At 72.1% G+C, this 18051-nt stretch carries 16 protein-coding genes; 8 read left to right on the forward strand and 8 right to left on the reverse strand.

Going from position 1 to position 18051, the window contains the following annotated elements:
* Positions 1 to 11: 11 nt before the first annotated feature.
* The 7 genes from AB0K18_RS13370 to AB0K18_RS13400 are packed head-to-tail and all read left to right on the forward strand — an operon-like array spanning position 12 to position 7706.
* Positions 12 to 1100, forward strand: coding sequence for a sugar ABC transporter substrate-binding protein (locus tag AB0K18_RS13370; RefSeq protein ID WP_364914174.1), 1089 nt, complete (start codon positions 12 to 14; stop codon positions 1098 to 1100).
* Positions 1100 to 1948 (forward strand): ATP-binding cassette domain-containing protein, encoded by an 849-nt coding sequence (locus AB0K18_RS13375; protein ID WP_364914176.1) that lies wholly within the window; start codon positions 1100 to 1102, stop codon positions 1946 to 1948. Before AB0K18_RS13370 ends, AB0K18_RS13375 begins: the two co-directional genes overlap by 1 nt.
* Positions 1945 to 3177, forward strand: a complete 1233-nt coding sequence (locus AB0K18_RS13380) for a sugar ABC transporter permease (protein ID WP_364914178.1) — start codon at positions 1945 to 1947, stop codon at positions 3175 to 3177. Before AB0K18_RS13375 ends, AB0K18_RS13380 begins: the two co-directional genes overlap by 4 nt.
* Positions 3174 to 4652 (forward strand): FGGY-family carbohydrate kinase, encoded by a 1479-nt coding sequence (locus AB0K18_RS13385; RefSeq protein ID WP_364914180.1) that lies wholly within the window; start codon positions 3174 to 3176, stop codon positions 4650 to 4652. The genes AB0K18_RS13380 and AB0K18_RS13385 overlap by 4 nt, the downstream gene beginning before the upstream one ends.
* Positions 4649 to 6082 (forward strand): FGGY family carbohydrate kinase, encoded by a 1434-nt coding sequence (locus tag AB0K18_RS13390; RefSeq protein ID WP_364914182.1) that lies wholly within the window; start codon positions 4649 to 4651, stop codon positions 6080 to 6082. Before AB0K18_RS13385 ends, AB0K18_RS13390 begins: the two co-directional genes overlap by 4 nt.
* Positions 6079 to 6702 (forward strand): histidine phosphatase family protein, encoded by a 624-nt coding sequence (locus tag AB0K18_RS13395; protein WP_345389086.1) that lies wholly within the window; start codon positions 6079 to 6081, stop codon positions 6700 to 6702. The genes AB0K18_RS13390 and AB0K18_RS13395 overlap by 4 nt, the downstream gene beginning before the upstream one ends.
* Positions 6699 to 7706, forward strand: coding sequence for a 2-hydroxyacid dehydrogenase (locus AB0K18_RS13400; protein ID WP_364914184.1), 1008 nt, complete (start codon positions 6699 to 6701; stop codon positions 7704 to 7706). The genes AB0K18_RS13395 and AB0K18_RS13400 overlap by 4 nt, the downstream gene beginning before the upstream one ends.
* Here AB0K18_RS13400 and AB0K18_RS13405 read toward each other — a convergent pair.
* The 7 genes from AB0K18_RS13405 to AB0K18_RS13435 form a co-directional block, all read right to left on the reverse strand.
* Entirely contained in the window at positions 7703 to 8563 is an 861-nt protein-coding gene (locus tag AB0K18_RS13405) for a carbohydrate ABC transporter permease (protein WP_364914186.1), read from the reverse strand. The genes AB0K18_RS13400 and AB0K18_RS13405 overlap by 4 nt on opposite strands.
* On the reverse strand, positions 8563 to 9402 hold the full coding sequence (locus AB0K18_RS13410; protein WP_364914188.1) for a sugar ABC transporter permease: 840 nt from the start codon (positions 9400 to 9402) through the stop codon (positions 8563 to 8565). The genes AB0K18_RS13405 and AB0K18_RS13410 overlap by 1 nt, the downstream gene beginning before the upstream one ends.
* 112 nt (positions 9403 to 9514) lie before the next feature.
* Positions 9515 to 10810 carry an ABC transporter substrate-binding protein gene (locus AB0K18_RS13415; protein WP_364914190.1) on the reverse strand — a complete coding sequence of 432 codons (1296 nt, stop codon included), beginning with the start codon at positions 10808 to 10810 and terminating at the stop codon, positions 9515 to 9517.
* A 127-nt stretch (positions 10811 to 10937) separates the two neighbouring features.
* On the reverse strand, positions 10938 to 11711 hold the full coding sequence (locus AB0K18_RS13420) for an AMP-binding protein (protein WP_364914192.1): 774 nt from the start codon (positions 11709 to 11711) through the stop codon (positions 10938 to 10940).
* A 348-nt stretch (positions 11712 to 12059) separates the two neighbouring features.
* Complete coding sequence (locus AB0K18_RS13425) at positions 12060 to 14435, reverse strand: LuxR C-terminal-related transcriptional regulator (protein WP_364914194.1); 2376 nt, start codon at positions 14433 to 14435, stop codon at positions 12060 to 12062.
* A gap of 70 nt (positions 14436 to 14505) precedes the next feature.
* On the reverse strand, positions 14506 to 15933 hold the full coding sequence (locus AB0K18_RS13430; RefSeq protein ID WP_364914196.1) for a penicillin-binding transpeptidase domain-containing protein: 1428 nt from the start codon (positions 15931 to 15933) through the stop codon (positions 14506 to 14508).
* Between the two features lie 36 nt (positions 15934 to 15969).
* Positions 15970 to 16329 carry a MerR family transcriptional regulator gene (locus tag AB0K18_RS13435; RefSeq protein WP_364914198.1) on the reverse strand — a complete coding sequence of 120 codons (360 nt, stop codon included), beginning with the start codon at positions 16327 to 16329 and terminating at the stop codon, positions 15970 to 15972.
* Positions 16330 to 16422: 93 nt separating this feature from the next.
* On the opposite strand from AB0K18_RS13435, the gene AB0K18_RS13440 reads away from it, so the two are divergent.
* On the forward strand, positions 16423 to 17346 hold the full coding sequence (locus AB0K18_RS13440) for an aldo/keto reductase (RefSeq protein WP_364914200.1): 924 nt from the start codon (positions 16423 to 16425) through the stop codon (positions 17344 to 17346).
* Between the two features lie 13 nt (positions 17347 to 17359).
* Here the strand turns inward: AB0K18_RS13440 and AB0K18_RS13445 are convergent, their stop codons facing one another.
* Positions 17360 to 18001: a TetR/AcrR family transcriptional regulator gene (locus AB0K18_RS13445; RefSeq protein ID WP_364914202.1), complete on the reverse strand. Its 642-nt coding sequence runs from the start codon at positions 17999 to 18001 to the stop codon at positions 17360 to 17362.
* Positions 18002 to 18051: the final 50 nt, after the last annotated feature.

Raw genomic sequence — 18051 nt, forward strand, 5'->3', positions numbered from 1 at the left:
GGTAACAACCCGTGAACAGAGCTCAGACGCGGACCTCCGCGTTCGCCGCGGCGGCCGTGCTCGCCACCTCCGTGCTGGCCGCCTGCGGCTCCGGCGCCGGCTCGACCGGCGGGGACACCGCGGGAGGCGGTGACCTGCAGAACGCCAAGGTCGCCTTCCTCATGCCCGACCTCGCGTCCACGCGCTACGAGCTGCAGGACAAGCCGCTGTTCGAGGCGAAGATGAAGCAGCTCTGCCCGACCTGCGAGGTCATCTACCAGAACGCCGACTCCGACGCCTCCAAGCAGCAGCAACAGGCCAACTCCGCGCTCGCCCAGGGCGTCAAGGCCATCGTGATCGACCCGGTCGACTCCGCCGCCGCGGCCACCATCGTCAAGTCGGCCCAGTCGCAGCAGGTGCCGATCATCGCCTACGACCGGCCCATCCCGGCCACCCCCGCCGACTACTACATCTCGTTCGACAACGAGAAGATCGGCCAGCTGATCGCGCAGTCCCTCGTCGACCACCTCAAGGAGGAGAAGGCCGAGGGCGGCATCCTCCAGGTCAACGGCTCCCCCACCGACGCGGCGGCCGGGCTGATCAAGAAGGGCATCCACAGCGCGGTCGACCCCAGCGGCTTCAAGCTGCTGGCCGAGTACGACACCCCCGACTGGCAGCCGGAGAAGGCCCAGACCTGGGTCAGCGGCCAGATCACCCAGTTCAAGGACCAGATCGTCGGCGTGGTCGCGGCCAACGACGGCACCGGCGGCGGCGCGATCGCCGCGTTCAAGGCCGCCGGCGTGAAGGTGCCGCCGGTCACCGGCAACGACGCCGAGACCGCCGCCGCCCAGCGCATCATCAACGGCGACCAGTACAACACGATCTCCAAGCCCATCAAGATCGTGGCCGAGGCGTCGGCGAACGTGGCCTGGGAGTTCATGCAGGGCAAGAAGCCGGCCGGCAAGACCACGCTGTACGACACGCCGTCCGAGCTGTTCGTCCCCACCGTCGTCACCAAGGACAACGTCAAGGAGGTGCTGTTCGACAGCGGCATCATGAAGGCGTCCGAGGTGTGCACCGGCGAGTACGCCAAGGGCTGCGACGAGCTCGGAATCAAGTGATGAGCGTTCTGTCCCTCCGGGGGATCAGCAAGACGTTCGGCGCGGTCGCCGCGCTCACCGGCATCGAGCTCGACGTGGACGCCGGCCAGGTCGTGGCGGTCGTCGGCGACAACGGCGCGGGCAAGTCCACGCTGGTCAAGATCCTGTCGGGGGTGCACCCGCCCGACTCGGGCACGATCACGTTCGAGGGCCGCGAGGTGCACATCCCCACCCCGGCCGCCGCGCACCGGCTCGGCATCGCCACGGTCTTCCAGGACCTCGCGCTGTGCGAGAACCTCAACGTCATCCAGAACCTCTTCCTCGGCCAGGAGATCCGCCCGCTGCGGCTCAACGATGTGGCCATGGAGACCCGCTCGTGGGAGCTGCTGCGCCAGCTCTCGGCGAAGATCCCGAGCGTGCGGGTGCCGGTCGCGGCCCTGTCGGGCGGCCAGCGGCAGACTGTCGCCATCGCGCGGTCGCTGCTCGGCGACCCCAAGGTGATCATCCTGGACGAGCCCACCGCCGCGCTCGGCGTGGCCCAGACCGCCGAGGTGCTCAACCTGGTCGAGCGGCTGCGCGAGAACGGCCTCGGCGTCATCATGATCAGCCACAACATGGCCGACGTGAAGGCCGTCGCCGACACCGTCGCGGTGCTGCGGCTGGGCCGCAACAACGGCGTGTTCGCCGTGGACGAGGTCACCACCGAGGACATCATCGCGGCCATCACCGGCGCCACCGACAACGCGGTGTCCCGCCGGGCCCAACGCGACCCGGCCCAACGCGACCCGGCCCAACGCGACCCGGCCCAACGCGACCCGGCACAGCGCGGCCCCCAACGTGAGCAGGGACAGGAAGGACAGGTGTCATGACCGCCGTGACCACCGACCGCCAGGACGAGCGGCTGCGGCAGAGCGAGGGCCTGCGGGGCGCGCTCTCCGACGTGGTGGAGCGGGCCCGCGGCGGCGACCTCGGCGTCATCCCCGTCGTGGTGGGCCTGATCGTCATCTGGTCGGTCTTCCAGGCACTCAACCCGATCTTCCTGTCCAGCGCGAACCTGGTGAACCTCACGCTGGAGTCGGCCGCCGTCGGCGTCATCGCGCTCGGCATCGTGTGCGTGCTGCTCGTCGGCCAGATCGACCTGTCCGTCGGCTCGGTCAGCGGCCTGTCGGGCGCGGTGCTCGCGGTGCTGTTCGTCGGCCAGGGCCTGCCTGTGTGGGTGGCGATCGCCGCGTCCGTGCTGATGGGCGCGGTCATCGGCTGGGTGTACGGGCAGCTGTTCAACCGGTTCGGGGTGCCCAGCTTCGTGATCACGCTGGCCGGGCTGCTCGCCTTCCTCGGCTTCCAGCTCTACGTGCTGGGCACCAAGGGGTCGATCAACCTGCCGTTCGACTCGGGCCTGGTGAACTTCGCGCAGCTCGACTTCGTGCCCGCCTGGCTGTCGTACACGTTCGCGGTGATCGCGGCCGGCTGGTTGTTCGCCGGCGGCTACCTGCACGCCAGGCAGCGGCGCGAGGCCGGGCTGTCGGCCCGCGGCACGACGACACTGGCCGTGCGGAGCGTGGCGCTGCTCGCGGTGCTGGCGTTCGTGGTCTGGTACCTCGGGCAGACGCGCGGCGTGGGCTGGATGTTCGTCTTCTTCGTGGCGCTGGTGCTGATCATGCACTACCTGCTGTCGCGGACGAAGTGGGGCAGATCCGTGTACGCCGTCGGCGGCAACGTCGAGGCCGCGCGCCGGGCCGGCATCAACGTCCGGGCCGTCTACACCTCGGTGTTCGTGCTCTGCTCGACGTTCGCCGCGGTCGGCGGCATCCTGGCCGCGGCCAGGCTGGCGGCGGCCAACCAGAGCAGCGGCGCGGGCGACGTGAACCTCAACGCGATCGCCGCGGCGGTGATCGGCGGCACCAGCCTGTTCGGCGGGCGCGGCACCGCGTTCGGCGCGCTGCTCGGCATCATCGTCATCCAGTCCATCTCCAGCGGCCTGACGCTGCTCAACCTCGACTCCTCCATCCGGTTCGTGGTGACCGGCGCGGTGCTGCTGCTCGCGGTGATCGTCGACTCGGTCTCGCGCCGGTCCAGGACCTCGCACGGCAGGGCATGATGGCGATCATCTGCGTGGACGCCGGCACCACGGTCATCAAGGCCGTCGGGTACGACGACGCCGGCGCCGAGGCGGCCGTGGCCCGCCGCGCGACCGTGGTCACCAGGCCCGCGCCCGGCCACACCGAGCAGGACATGCACGCCGTCTGGGACGCGGTGGCCGAGACCGTGCGCGAGGTCGCCGCGCAGACCGGCGGCGCCGAGTTCGTCGCGGTCACCGCCCAGGGCGACGGCTGCTGGCTGGTCGACGCCGCGGGCGAGCCCACCGGCCCCGCCATCCTGTGGAACGACGCCAGGGCCGCCGCCACCGTGGCCGCCTGGACGCGCGATGGCCTGGCCGGGACGGCGTTCCGCCGCAACGGCTCGTCGGCCGCCTCCGGGCTGCCGCACGCCATCCTCACCTGGCTGCGCGCCCACGACCCCGATCGCCTCGGCCGCTCCAACGCCATGCTGACCTGCGGCGGCTGGATCTTCTCCCGGATGACCGGGGAGATCGCGGCCGACGAGTCCGACGCCTCGGCGCCGTTCATGGACCTGCGGGAACGGGCGTACTCGCCCGAGCTGCTGCGCATGTTCGGCCTGGAGTGGGCCGAGCGGCTGCTGCCGCCGATCACGCCGACGCCGGTCGCCGGGCTCACCGCGCGGGCCGCCCAGACACTGGGGCTCGCGGCGGGCACGCCGGTGGTCATGGCGCCGTACGACATCGCCGCCACGGCACTCGGCTCCGGCGCGGTCCGCCCGGGGCAGGCGTGCGGCATCCTCGGCACCACGCTGTGCACCGAGGTCATCGCCGCCGCGCCCGACCTCGACGGCCCGCCGACCGGCATCACGATCGCGCTGCCCGGCGGCTACCTGCGGGCCTTCCCCACGTTCGCGGGCACCGAGGTGGTGCAGTGGACGTGCCGCCTGCTGGGCCTGTCGGCCCCCGACGAGCTGGGCGAGCTGGCCATGACGAGCGAGCCTGGCGCGGGCGGGCTGGCGTTCCTGCCGTACCTGTCGCCGGCCGGTGAGCGGGCGCCGTTCTCCGACCCGCTGGCCAGGGGCGCGCTGCTCGGCATGTCGTTCGAGCATGGCAGGGGCCACGTCGCCAGGGCCGTGCTGGAGGGGCTGACCATGGTGATCCGCGACTGCCTGGCGGCGACCGGGGCGGCGCCGACCGAGCTGCGGGTGTGCGGCGGCGGCGCGAACAGCGCGGTCTGGCTGCAGCTCATCGCCGACGTCACCGGGCTGCCCGTACGCCGCTCCACCGACACCGAGGTGGGCGCGCGCGGGGCGGCGCTGGTGGGGATGGCCGCCACGGGCGGGGCGCCGTCGGTCGCCGAGGCGGCGGCCCGGCACGTACGGCTGCGCCAGGCCGTCGAGCCCGACCCCGGCCGCAGGGCACTCTACGACGACCTCTTCGCCGCCTTCCTAGCCCTGCGCGGCGGCACCGCCGAGAACTGGCCGCTGCTGGCCGAGCTGAGGGACCGTACATGAGCGTGTGGATCGGCATCGACCTCGGGACCCAGAGCGTGCGCGCGCTGGCCGTGGCGGGCGACGGGCGGGTGCTCGGCACCGGCAGCCGCCCGCTGAGCAGCCACCGCGACGGGCCGCGGCACGAACAGGACCCCGAGCAGTGGTGGCGGGAGCTGGCCGCGGCCACCCGCGAGGCGCTGCGCGGCGTGCCCGCCGGTGAGCGGGTCGAGGGCGTCGCGGTGGACGCCACCTCTGGAACGATCCTGCTGACCGACGCCGAGGGCCGCGCCGTGACGCCCGCCCTCATGTACGACGACCGCCGCGCCGACGCCACCCGCGCCAACGAGGCGGGCGCCGCGGTGTGGGAGCGCCTCGGCTACCGCCGCATGCAGCCCAACTGGGCGCTTCCCAAGCTGTTGTGGCTGCTGCGCGACGCCCCTCCAGGCTCCCGCGCCGCCCACCAGAGCGACTTCGTCAACCGCCGCCTGGTCGGCCATGAGGTGGCCACCGACCTGAGCAACGCGCTCAAGACCGGCGTGGACCTGATCGACGAGCGCTGGCCTTCCGGCGTGTTCGACGCGCTCGGCGTGCCCGAGGGCATGCTGCCCGCCGTCGTACGCCCCGGCGCCCGGCTCGGCACGGTGTGCGCCGCGGCGGCGGAGGAGACCGGCCTGCCCGAGGGCACCCCGGTGATCGCCGGCACCACCGACGGCTGCGCCGCCCAGCTCGGCGCGGGCGCCAGGCAGCCGGGCAGCTGGAACTCGGTGATCGGAACGACCCTGGTGCTCAAGGGCGTCACCAAGGAGCTGATCCACGACCCGCTCGGCGTGGTCTACTCCCACCGTGCGCCCGACGGCTCCTGGCTGCCCGGCGGCGCGTCCAGCACGGGCGCGGGCGTGCTCTCCCGCGACCTGCCCGGCGCCGACCTCGACGCGCTCAGCCGGCGGGCCGCCGAGCGGTACGGCCGCCGCCTGCCGCCGGTCGTCACGTATCCGCTGGTGTCGCAGGGTGAGCGGTTCCCGTTCGCGGCGCCCGCCGCCGAGGGTTTCACGCTCGGGGAGCCGGCCGACGACGTCGAGCGGTACGCCGCCATCCTGCTCGGCGCGGCCTTCGTCGAGCGGCTCTGCTTCGACTACCTCGACCTGCTCGGCGCGCCCGTGGACGGGGAGATCATCCTGACCGGCGGCGCCACCAGGAGCGCCTACTGGACACGACTGCGCGCCGACGTGCTGGAACGCCCGGTGACGCTGCGCGAGAACGCCGAGCCCGCCCTGGGCATGGCCGTCCTGGCAGGCGGCGACCCGGCCGCCATGATCAGGACGAGCGCCGTCGTCGAGCCGTCGGACGCCGGCGCGCGCGAGCCGTACCTGCGGTTCGTGGCCGAGCTCGAACAACGCGGCTGGCTCGACGGCCGGGCCGCCGCACACGCCCGCGAGAGGACCACCCGATGACCGACCTCGTTCTCGTCCGTCACGGCGAGACCGTCTGGCACGCCGAGAACCGCTACGCCGGGATCAGCGACGTCGAGCTGACCCCGCGCGGCCGCGAGCAGGCCGCCGAGCTGGCGTCCTGGGCGGCGGGAGCGGGGCTGACCGCCGTGTGGGCGTCCACGCTGAGCCGGGCCAGGATCACCGCCCAGGCCGCCGCCGACCAGGCGGGGCTTCCGGTGCGGACCGACGAGCGGCTGCGCGAGCTGGACTTCGGGCAGGGCGAAGGGCTCACCTCGGCCGAGATGAAGGCCCGCTTCCCCGAGGCCAGGGCCGCGTTCGAGGCCGACCCGGCCGGGAACCCGCTGCCGGGGGGCGAGGACCCGTACGAGGCCGCGGGCCGGTTCACCGCCGCGCTCGACGACATCGCCGCCGCGCACTCCGGAGGCCGGGTGCTGGTGGTCGCACACACGACCGCCATCAGGCTCGCCCTGTGCGGGCTGCTGGGGGTGCCGCTCGGCGAGTACCGGCGGCTGTTCCCCCGGCTCGACAACTGCGCGCTGACCGAGCTGCGCCTGTGCGACGCCCGTACGGGACGGGTGGCGATGCTGCAGTACAACTCCCCGATTGGAGCCGTTCGTTGACACTCAAAGTCCTTGCCGCAGGCGACCACTTCGTCAGGAACAGCCTGCTCATCGACGCGCTGAAGAGCGCGGTGCCCGGTGAGCTGGACGTCCGCGAGCTGACGCTGCCCTGGCCGGTCGAGCCGTTCGGCCGGGTGGGCGAGGTGGACGAGGCGTCCGACGTGGAGGACGAGCTGATCGAGGCGCTGCGCGGGGTGGAGGTGTGCGTCACCCAGATGGCGCCGCTGACCAAGCGGGTCCTGGACGCCTCGCCGGAGCTGCGGCTGTTCTGCGTGAGCAGGGGCGGTCCGGTCAACGCCAATCTGGAGGCGGCCTCCGCGGCCGGGGTGCAGGTGACGTTCGCGCCGGGCCGCAACGCGGTGGCCACCGCCGAGCACACGCTCGCCATGCTGCTGGCCGCCACTCGGCGCATCCCGCAGACCCACGCGGAGCTGGCCGCCGGGGTGTGGCGGGGCGACTACTACACCTACGACCGGGTCGGGCCCGAGCTGGAGGGCAACACGGTCGGCCTGGTCGGCTACGGCGCGATCGGCAGCAGGGTGGCCCGCATGCTCGAAGGGTTCGGCGCGACCGTGCTCGTCCACGACCCCTACGTGGACGTGCCCGGCAACGTCGGGCTGCCCGAGCTGCTCGAACGCTCCCTTTTCGTCTCCCTGCACGCCCGCGCCACCCCCGAGACCACCGGGATGATCGGCAAGGCCGAGATCGCCGCCATGCCGGCCGGGTCCGTGCTCGTCAACTGCGCGAGGGGCGCGCTGCTCGACTACGACGCGCTGTGCGACGCGCTCGACTCCGGCCACCTGTTCGGCGCCGCGTGCGACGTCTTCCCCGACGAGCCGATCCCGCCGGGCTCGCGCCTGCTCACGACGCCGAACCTGGTGATGACCCCGCACCTGGCCGGGGCCAGCAAGGAGACGGCGATGAAGGCGGCCGCCATCGTGGCCGCCGATGTGGCCCGCTACGTACGCGGCGAGCCCGTCGCCCACCTCGCCAACCCGAGCTAACCCTTCAGGGCGCCCGCCATGAGCCCGCGCATGAAGAACCGGCCGAGCAGCACGTAGATCAGCATCGTCGGGATCGAGGCCAGGATGGCGGCGGCCATCTGCTGGCTGTACGGGGTGGCCTGCGCGCCCGCGATGTTGTTCAGCATCACGGTGGTGGGCCAGCTCGTCGGCCCGGTGAGGAACACCGCGAACAGGAAGTCGTTCCACATCGAGGTGAACTGCCAGATGATCACCACGGCGATCGCGGGCCCCGACACCGGCAGGATGACCGACCAGTACGCCCGCAGCATGCCGGCCCCGTCCACCCGTGACGCCTCGATCAGCTCGTCGGGGATCGTCACGTAGTAGTTGCGGAAGATCAGCGTGCAGATCGGGATGCCGTACACGACGTGCGCCAGCACCAGGCCGGGGATGCCGCCGTAGAAGACGCCCTGGAGCCCGGTGAATTCGTTGAGCCCGACGAGGAGCTGCACGAGCGGGATCATCACGCCCTGGTACGGGATGAACATGCCGAACAGGAACAGCGTGAACAGCACGTCGGCACCGGGGAAGCGCCATTTGGACAGCACGTAGCCGTTCATGGAGCCGAGCGCGCACGACAGCAGCGACCCTGGCACCGCGAGCAGCACGCTGTTCCACAGGCCGGGGGCCAGCTTCTCCCAGGCCACCCGCCACGCCTCGGTCGTCCACGTCTGCGGCAGGTTCCACGCCTGCCCGGGGTCGGCCTCGGTGAGCGGCTTGAAGCTGGTGACCAGCAGCACGTAGATCGGGATGAGGAAGATCAGGACGAACAGGATCAGCACGACGAGCCGCGCGTACTGGAAGCCCGTCGCCCTGCGCCCGGCCACCGCCGTCATCAACGCCTCTCCTTACGCACCGACCAGATCAGGTACGGGATCACGAAGATCGCCACGCTGAGCACGATGTAGGACGCGATCGTGGCCCCCTTGGCCGGGTCGTGCGAGTCGAACACCGCGACCCACATGAACACCGCGGGCACGTCCGTGATGATCTGCTTGCCGGACACCGCCACGATCAGGTCGAAGACCTTGAGCGAGATGTGCCCGAGGATGATCAGCGCCGAGAGCGTGACCGGCCTGAGCATGGGGAGCACCACGTGCCGGTAGACGCCCCACTCGTTGCAGCCGTCCACGCGGGCGGCCTCGCGCAGCTCCTCGGGGACGCCGCGGAACCCGGCCAGGAAAAGCGCCATGATATATCCGGACATCTGCCAGATCGCTGGCAGCGCCATCGCGGCCATCCCCCAGTCGGGGTCACGGAACCACTGCCACTGCGGCAGCCCGATCCAGTCGAACAGCCGGTTCAGACCGACCGCCCGCTCCCCCGTCCCGGAGTTCATCAGCCACCGCCACACGATGCCGGTCGCGACGAACGAGATCGCCATCGGGAACAGGTAGATCGCGCGGAACGTGCCCTCGCCCCTGATCCCCTTCTCCATCAGGAACGCCAGGAGCCAGCCGAGCAGCAGCGCCCCCAGCACGAAGACGATCGTGAAGACGATCGCGTGGTTCACGGAAAGGTGCCAGCGGGGCTGGTCCCAGATGTCCACGAAGTTCTGCAGCCCCACGAACTTCCCCTCGGACACCTCATCGTGCTTGTCGGTCATCGCCAGGCGGAAGTTCCAGCCCAGCATGCCGTACACGAAGACGCCGATCAGGATGATCGACGGTGTCACGAGGAGGAGCCCGGGCAGCCACGAGCGTGCCCGCCTCACAACAATGACCTCCCACGGGTGCGGCGGGCCCGCGCCTTCGGGCCCGCCGCGCCGTGCCGTTATCGAGCGGCTGTTACTGCGCGTTGGCCGTGGCCGCGTCGGCCAGCGCCTGCTGCAGCGCCTTGACGTCCTTGGTGCCGATGAACAGGCCGACCGCCTCGTTGATCGCGGCCAGCCAGGGCTGGTTCACCGCCACGCCGTGCTGGATGGAGCCGGCGAGCTTGTTGCTCGACCAGTCCTTCAGCGCGTCCGCCAGGTAGTCGGTGTAGAGCGACTGGTCGGCGTCCTTGCGGGCGGGGATGGAGCCCTTCTTCGGGTTGAAGGCGTCCTGGCCCTCCTTGCTGGCGGCCACCTTCAGCCACGCCGTGGCGCCCTCGCGGTTCTTCGCGCCCTTGGGGAGCGTGAAGCTGTCGGACAGCCACAGGTACGTGCCCTCGGTGCCGGGCGACGGCGCCCAGTCGAAGTCCGTCTTCGACGTCTTGCCGAGGCCGCCCTCCGGCGGGTTGTGGAAGTAGCCGTAGGCCCAGTCGCCCATGATGTTGAACGCCGCCTCGCCGTCGGCCACCTGCTTGGCGGCCGGCTGCCAGTCGTCCTGCGGGTCGCCCGCGTACTCCATGATCTTGGCGAAGCTCTGCAGGGCGGTCGTCACCTGCGGGCTGTTCCAGTCGGCGCCCGGCTTGAACAGCGCGTTGTAGGCGTCGGCGCCGAGCGTGCCGAGCAGCACGCTCTCCAGCAGGTGGGTGACCGTCCACTCCGACCCGATGGACAGCGGGATCTTGCCCTTGGCCTTGACCTTCTCCAGCGCCGCGACGAACTCCTCGATCGTCTTGGGCGCGCCCGCGACGCCGGCCTCCTTCAGCACGGCCGGGTTGAACCACAGGACATTCGAGCGGTGGATGTTCACCGGCACGGAGTAGATCTTGCCGTCGACGCTGATCTGCTCCACGAGCTGCTCGGGGAAGACGTCCTTTAGCTTCAGCTCGTCGTAGAGCGGGGTCAGGTCCTCCAGGTTGCCGGCCTTGATGTAGCCCTGCAGCTCGGCGCCCGCGTGACCCTGGAACGTGTCGGGCGGGGTGCCGGCCTGGAGCTTCGACTGCAGCAGCGCCTTGGCCTTGTCGCCTGAGCCGCCCGCCACCGCGGCGTCGAAGAAGGTGTAGCCCGGGTTCTTCTCCTCGAAGATCTTCTTCATCGCCTGCAGGCCGTCGGCCTCACCCGGCCCCGTCCACCAGGAGAAGACCTCAACCTGCTGTTTCCCGCCGCCTTCCGCCGCGGGTGTCTGCGCCGTCTGTCCGCCGCCGTCGCCTCCGCAGGCCGCCAGACCCAGCACGCTGACCATCGTGATCGATACGGCTGCTAACCACCGTCGCACGCCCACACCATCCCTTCGATCCCCCCGAAGGTTTGACTTGACAACGTTGTCAACGTGTGGCTATCAACCCACTTCGTGCCGCGCCGCGTCAAGGGATGGGCGGTAACAGCTCCGCATATTCGGGCCGTCAGGCGACGCGCTCCAGCGTGCCGCCAGGGCCTGCCAGCACGGTGACGCCGAAGTCGTGCCGGGTGCCCGCCAGGTCACCGCCGCCCGCCGCCACCACCAGAGCGCCCTTCGACACGCCGAGCGCAACCAGGGCGAGCAGGTCGCAGCCGCCGTCGGGCCGCCACGTGGTCAGCACCACGTCGGACTCGGAAAGGCGGATGCGGAGATCGAGCTCCGCCATCCGGGCCAGCAGCTCCGCGTGAGAGAGGCGGTGGCCGTCGGCCAGCAGCAGCGCGGGCTGGCTCGCCGCGTCGAGCGCGGGCAGCGCGGTCGGCTCCAGCGTGAGCAGGCAGCGGAAGTCGATCGTGTCGAGCGCGCGGCCCAGCGAGTAGATCTGACGCACCCGCGACTGCTGGGCCGCCTGGACCGCCGACTCGGCCAGGTCAGGCGTGGTGATCAGGGCGCGGGCGTCGCACTCGCGCAGCCGCTCGGCCAGCTCCTGCGCCCCCGCCTCCGCCTCGACCGGCGCCGCCACCCCGCCCGCGGCCACCACGGTGTGCACCGCCAGCGTCTGCGCCCCCGCCGTGGAGACATGTACGCCCACCACCTGGTCACGCCGGGCGCCCCTGCGCACGAGCCCTGAGGCCGCCCTGGTCACCTCGGTCACCAGCCGCCGGTAGCCGTAGACGTGACCGCCCCGCAGATCGACCAGCGCGGGCCGGTCGCCACGCTCGTAGGCCCGGCGGAACACTTCGTGGATCACGGTGCCGGTGGCCGGGGCGGTGGGTCTCATGCCCGCCAACGTACGGCGGGCTCGGCGGGCGAGCATCCACCGATCTATGTAGGCGGATGTGCATTCGGCGACGGGGAGGAACGTGTGGGCGGGCCCGAGCCCTGCGCGACCCGGGCCCGCTGTCACGCGCCCGGGGCCCGGCCCCCACCCCTCCGAGAAGGCCGCTCCCCGTGTGGGCGCGTGACGTCATCGACCGAACGGCTGCGCGGCTCCCCGTTGGGATGAGACGGGGATCGCGCGGCACGGCCGATCACACGAAGAACGGTAGGCGTGCACAATGCCCCCGCACATGCGCTGACATGGCCATTCGACGATGTAAGCCGACGGGCGCCGGGATGTGTAGAGACGTCACCGGCTGCCGATCACCCATGCGGCGATCTGTGTACGTGTGGAGAAGCCCAGCTTCGCGAGCATGTTGGCGACATGCCTGGCGACGGTCGCCGGACTGATCACCAGCTCTTCCGCGATCGCCCTGTTGCTCAGCCCGCGCGCGACCAGCTCGGCGATCTCCCGCTCCCTGGCCGTGAGCCTGCTGTCGCGGCTGACCGGCACGACGGGACGGGCCGGCGGCTCGGGCAGCTCGCCGTCGAGCGCGCAGGCCACCGCCTGCTCGGCCGTCATGGCGGCGCCCTCGGCCCACAGCACGCCGACCACGGCCTCGCCCAGCCGGTCGCGGGCCGGTCGCAGCACGTCCTCGGTACGCGCGTCCGGCTGCCGCCCGCCCAGCGTCACCGCGGCCGCCGCCAGCAGCACCGCCCGCCGGTGGTCGCCCTCCGCCGCCACCAGCACCGCCCACGCGTCCAGCCGCCGCGCGATGCCCGCGCGCAGGCCGGCGTCGCGGCTGAGCGTCAGCGCCTCCGTCAGCCTGGCCCGCGCCTCGGTCAGGTCGCCCTCGTCCAGCGCCACCCTGCCGAGCCCGGCCAGGCAGCTCACGATGTGCTGGCGGGCGTCGATGTGGCGCAGCAGGCGCAGCCCCGCGTCGTAGTGCCGCCTGGCCGCCGCGAGGTCGCCGGAGCACCGTGCCACCTGGGCCAGGCCGATGTGCGCCAGGCTCTGCCCGTAGTGGTTGTCCAGCTCCTCGTGGACGCTCAGCACGTCGTGGAAGTCCCGCCTGGCCTCCTTCAGCCGCCCGTGGTGCAGCCCTGACCGCGCTCTGACGGCCTTGGCCAGCGACCCCAGCACCAGGTCGCCCGAGCGTCCGGTCAGCTCCAGGGCGCGATCCACCAGGGCCTGATCACCGGTGAGCTGGGACAGCACGATCGCCCCCATCGTCTCGCCGTACTCGTCGCCGGCCGCCGCGCACTGCTCGTGACCCGCCCGTACGTACCGCAGCGCCGGCTCGACGTCGCCCGCCGCCAGCGCCAGCTCGCCGCGCAGGATCGTGGCCTGGCCGCGCAGCGCCTGCGGCACCTGCGCGTCGTCGAGGGCGAGCAGCCGGTCGAGCCGCTCGGCCATGTCGAGCTTCCTGCCGCTGCCGATCAGCAGGTAGCGGGTGTCGGCCAGCAGGGCGAGCGCCGTCCGCGCCGCGCCGGTCGCGATCGCCCAGTCGCAGGCCGCGCCCACCTCCGCCTTCAGGCCGTCGAACAGGTTGATGAAGCGCTCGACCACCGGCCACGACGTGCGTACGCCCGGGGCCAGCGCGTGCTTGAACCGCTCCCCCAGCCTCGCCAGTGCCGCCAGGTGCCGCGCGCGCAGCTCGGCCTCCTCGCCCGACCCGGCCAGCTGCTCAAGTGCGTATTCGCGGACGGTCTCCAGCAGGCGGTAACGGGCCTGCCCGGCGATCTCGCCGTCGAGGACGACCAGCGACTTGTCCACCAGGTCGCACAGCCGGGGCAGCACCTCCTCCTCGGTCAGCCCCGGGCCCGCGCAGACCCACTCGGCCAGGTCGAGGGTCCAGGACGAGCGGAAGACGGCGGTCCTGCGCAGCAGCAGGCGCTCCTGGGGGCTGAGCAGCCGGTAGCTCCAGTCGACCGCCGCCCTGAGCGTGCGGTGGCGGGCAGGAGCCGTGCGCGCGCCGCCCGCCAGCAGTGTGAAGCGGTCGTCGAGGCGCTCGACGAGCTGGCGTACGGACAGGACCCTGACCATGGCGGCGGCCAGCTCGATCGCCAGCGGCAGCCCGTCGAGCGCCCGGCACAGCTCCTCGGCCAGCGGCCCGGTCTCGTCGGTCAGCTCGAACTCGGGCCGCGCCGCCGTCGCCCTCGTCACGAACAGCCGCACCGCCTCGCTCTCACCGTCGTCCGGCCTGCTGACGGACAGCGGCGGCACCCGCCACACGGTCTCGCCCGGGACGCGCAGCGGCTCGCGGCTGGTGGCCAGCACGGTCAGCCCCTTGCAGGCGCTCAGCAGGTCCCTGCAGAGCTCCGCGCACTCCCCGATCACCGGCTCGCAGTTGTCGAGCAGCAGGAGCACCCGGCGGTCACCGATCGTCTCCGCGAGGTCGCCGGCGATCCCGAGCGCCGCCGCCACATGCCGCCGCAGCTCCCCCTTGTCGAGATCGGCCAGCTCGACCAGGCAGACGCCCCCGGATCGCGTCGCCGGATGTGCGGTGCCCAGGCGGGAGGCCAGCCGCAGCGCCAGCCGCGTCTTCCCGATCCCTCCCGCCCCGCACAGGGTCACGCACCGGGAGACACCGAGCAGATGGACGAGCTCGTCGAGATCGGACTCCCGGCCCACGAAAGGATTGGGCTCGGCCGGCAGGTTGCTGGGGTCGGCGGTTCGCAGCATCACTGTGAGTGTGACATCAACTACGTTTCGCGCCCAGAGCCCCGCCCACCCCAAAGATCGGACGCCGCGGTCATGAGAGGGCGGCCTGGATGATCGAGCGGGCGATCGTGGTGACGGCGGTGGCCTGGGGGCCGGGGCGTTCCAGGACGACGCCCACCGCGACCTCCGGGGCGCCGGCGGGGGCGAAGGCCGTGACCAGGGCGTGGTCCTCCGCCAGGGGGACGCTCGTCATCGCCACGCGGACGCCGGGGGCCGCCGATCGGGTGCCGCCGCGGCGGGGGGTGGTCGCCATCATGGCCGCGAGGTAGCGGGCGAGCGTCGGGGACATCACCGTCCGGTACGGCGCGGGCGCCGCCCGGCTCACCACCGACCGGTCGGGGAGCCGGACGTCCTCCACCAGGTACGGCCGCATCAGCACCCCGTCGTTGGCCACCGCCGCCGACAGCATGGCCACCATGAGCGGCGTGGCCAGGGTCTCGTGCCGCCCGATGGCCGCGAGCGCGGTCTGCGACCGGTCGGTGGTGACCGGGTAGCGGCTGCCGGTCGCGGCCAGCGGGATCCGCAGCACGCCCGCGTTGAAGCCGAACGCCTCCGCCTGGTCCCGCAGCAGGTCGTGCCCCAGCCGCAGCCCGATGCCGGCGAAGGCGGTGTCGCAGGGCGACTGGAAGGCGTACACGAGCGTCGGGTGGGCGGAGCCGCAGCCGGTGTCGCGGACGTACCCGGACGAGCCGGGCAGCCGCAGCCGCGGCGGCGCGTCCACCAGGGCCGTCGGCGTGTACTCGCCGGACGCCAGCGCCGCCGCCGCGGTCACCAGCTTGAACGTGGCCCCGGGCGGATAGAGCCGGTTGAGCGCCCGGTTGAGCAGCGGCCGGTCGGGCGACTCGCGCAGCCGCCGCGAGGTCAGCGCGAGCCTGAGCCGGTCGAAGGTGGCCAGCGCGTTGGGGTCGTACGTCGGGTGGCTGGCCAGCGCCAGCACCGCGCCGGTCGCCGGGTGGACGGCGACCGCCGCGCCGGGCACCCCCGCGGCGGCGAGCCCGTCGTGGGCGGCCCGCTGCACGCGGTCCCTGATCGTCAGCCGGACGTGGGCGCCCACCCCGCTGCCCGCGCTGACCAGCGAGCGCACCTTGACCCTGGGGTCGTCGCCGGTCAGCACGGCCTGCTGGGCCTGCTCGATGCCGGTCGCGCGGCGCAGCGACACGTGCCCCGTGACGGCCGCGTACCGCTCGCCGAAGGGGTAGACCCGCTGGTAGCGGTAGGGGCCGGCGGTGGTGGGGCGGCTGGTGGCGATGGTGGTGCCGTCGTAGGTGCGGATGTCGCCGCGCGGGTGGGCGTACCTGAGGATCAGCGTGCGCTCGTTCCTGGGGTCGGCGTCGAGCACGCGCGAGCCGAACGACTGCACCAGCGTGATGTGCGCGAGCAGCACGAACAGCATCACCGCGCACAGCATGGCCACGCGGGCCAGGGGCACGTTGATCCACCTCGCCCTCGAACCGGCCATGGTTCGAGGTGTACCAACCGCCCCGCAAAGCGGGAGCTAGAGGACGCTGCGGTAGTAGGAAATCTTGTGGTGGATGTAGCGCTGGCGCTCGACAAGGTTGCCGATCTGCGCCTGCACCGTGCGGTCGTGCTCCTCCAGCAGCTCGATGCGGTCGGGGATGGTGTGGTCGCCGGCGCGGACGAACTCGGCGAAGCGCAGCATCGTGGCGATGGGCATGCCGGTGTCGCGCAGGCAGCGGAGCATGCCGAGCCAGCCGATGTCCTCTTCGCTGAACCTGCGCTGGCCCGCCGCGTTGCGATCGACGCGTTCGAGCAGGCCGATCTTCTCGTAGTAGCGGAGGGTGTCGATGCTGAAGCCGGTCTCTTCGACGACCTCCGCTGGGGTGTACACGCTCACGGGTATCAGGATCCCACCTGGAGTGCGCTCCAGGTCAACCGGATAAGGGCGCTGTTGACATGGAGTGCACTCCAGCTTCCACAGTCATGGGCCATGGACATCGCATTGGGCACCATTCCGTTCGGCACGTCCGTCGGCATGGACGAGACCTTCGCCATCCTCGACCGCTACCACGAGGCCGGCGGCACCAGGATCGACACGGCCAACAACTACCCGTTCTGGGTGGAGGGCTGCTCGGGCGACGAGAGCGAGCTGGCCGTCGGCGCGTGGCTGGCCGCGCGCGGCACCCGCGACGACATGGTGATCAGCACAAAGGTGGGGGCTCGGCCGACCGTGCCGGGCGACGTGACGCTCGACTCGGCGGAGGGCCTGTCGGCCGAGGTGATCGCCAAGGGGGTGGAGGGCAGCCTGCAACGCCTCGGGACGGATCGGATCGACGTGTACTGGGCGCACGTGGACGACCGGGGCACGCCGCTGGAGGAGACGCTGGGGGCGTTCGACGCGGTCGTACGGGCCGGGAAGGCGCGGGCGATCGGGGCCGGCAACATGGCCGCCTGGCGGCTGGAGCGGGCCAGGAACATCTCGGCGGGGCACGGCTGGACGCCGTACACGTATCTGCAGCTCCGGCACACCTACCTGCGGCCGCGGCCGGGCGCCAGGCCGGCCGAGTCCGGTCACCGGCTGGTGAACGACGACACGCTCGACTACCTGGCGGCCGAGCCCGGGATCACGCTGTGGGCGTACAACACGCTGATGTTCGGGGCGTACACGCGGCAGGACCGGCCGATCCCCGACATCTACCATCACCCCGGCACGACGCGGCGGCTGGCCGCGCTGCGCGAGGTGGCGGGCGAGCTGGGCGCCACCGCGAACCAGGTGGTGCTGGCCTGGCTGATCGGCGGCGGCGTGGTGCCCATCGTGGGGGTCTCCACTATGGAGCAGCTGGAGGAGGCGATCGGCGGGGCGCGACTCACGCTGGACGCCGAGCTGCGCGCCCGCCTGGACGCGGCCTGCTAGCTCACTCGCCGGCTCATGAGGGCAGGTGGTCGGTGAGGTAGCGGCGGACGAGCTGCTTGCACTCGGCGATCAGGCCGGGGTCGCCGGCCGGGTCGGCCCTGAAGGCCAGCTTGAGCACCGCGTCGGTGGCCTCGACGGCGACGAGCAGGGCCCGGTCGAGCCCCGGGCCCGCGGGGGCGTGGAGGAGGCCGAGCATCAGGTCGCGCAGGCGCTCGGCCACCACGACGCCGTTCTCCTGGGTCTCGTCGAGCGCCCGCTTGCTGCCCCCGACGGCGGGCCCGCCCGGGGTGAGCAGCACCTCGCCGAAGTCGACGACCCCGAACCCGGGCGTGGTGCGTTTCATGTCCACGAACACGTCGATGGCGAGGTCGGCGAGGTCGGTCCAGTGGCCAGGGCCGGTCTCCTGGATGCGCTGGACGACGCGCTGGAGGAACGCCTCCAGGTTGCGCCGCGCCAGCGCACGCACCAGGCCCTGCTTGTCGTGGAAGAACTGGTAGAAGGTGCCGATCGGCACCTCGGCGCGGCGGGCGACCTCCTTGGTGGTCAGCGCGTCGTAGCCGACCTCGTCGAGCAGCAGCGCGCACTCGTCGAGCATGCGTTCCACGCGCTCGACGCTCCGGCGCTGGGCGGGGCGGCGGCGCAACGTACTGGTCATGTCCCCATCCTGACGTATTTCGGTGAGGCCGAGTCAGGATCTCCGACCTC

The organism is Nonomuraea sp. NPDC049421 (assembly GCF_040677005.1).
Lineage (GTDB): Bacteria > Actinomycetota > Actinomycetes > Streptosporangiales > Streptosporangiaceae > Nonomuraea > Nonomuraea salmonea.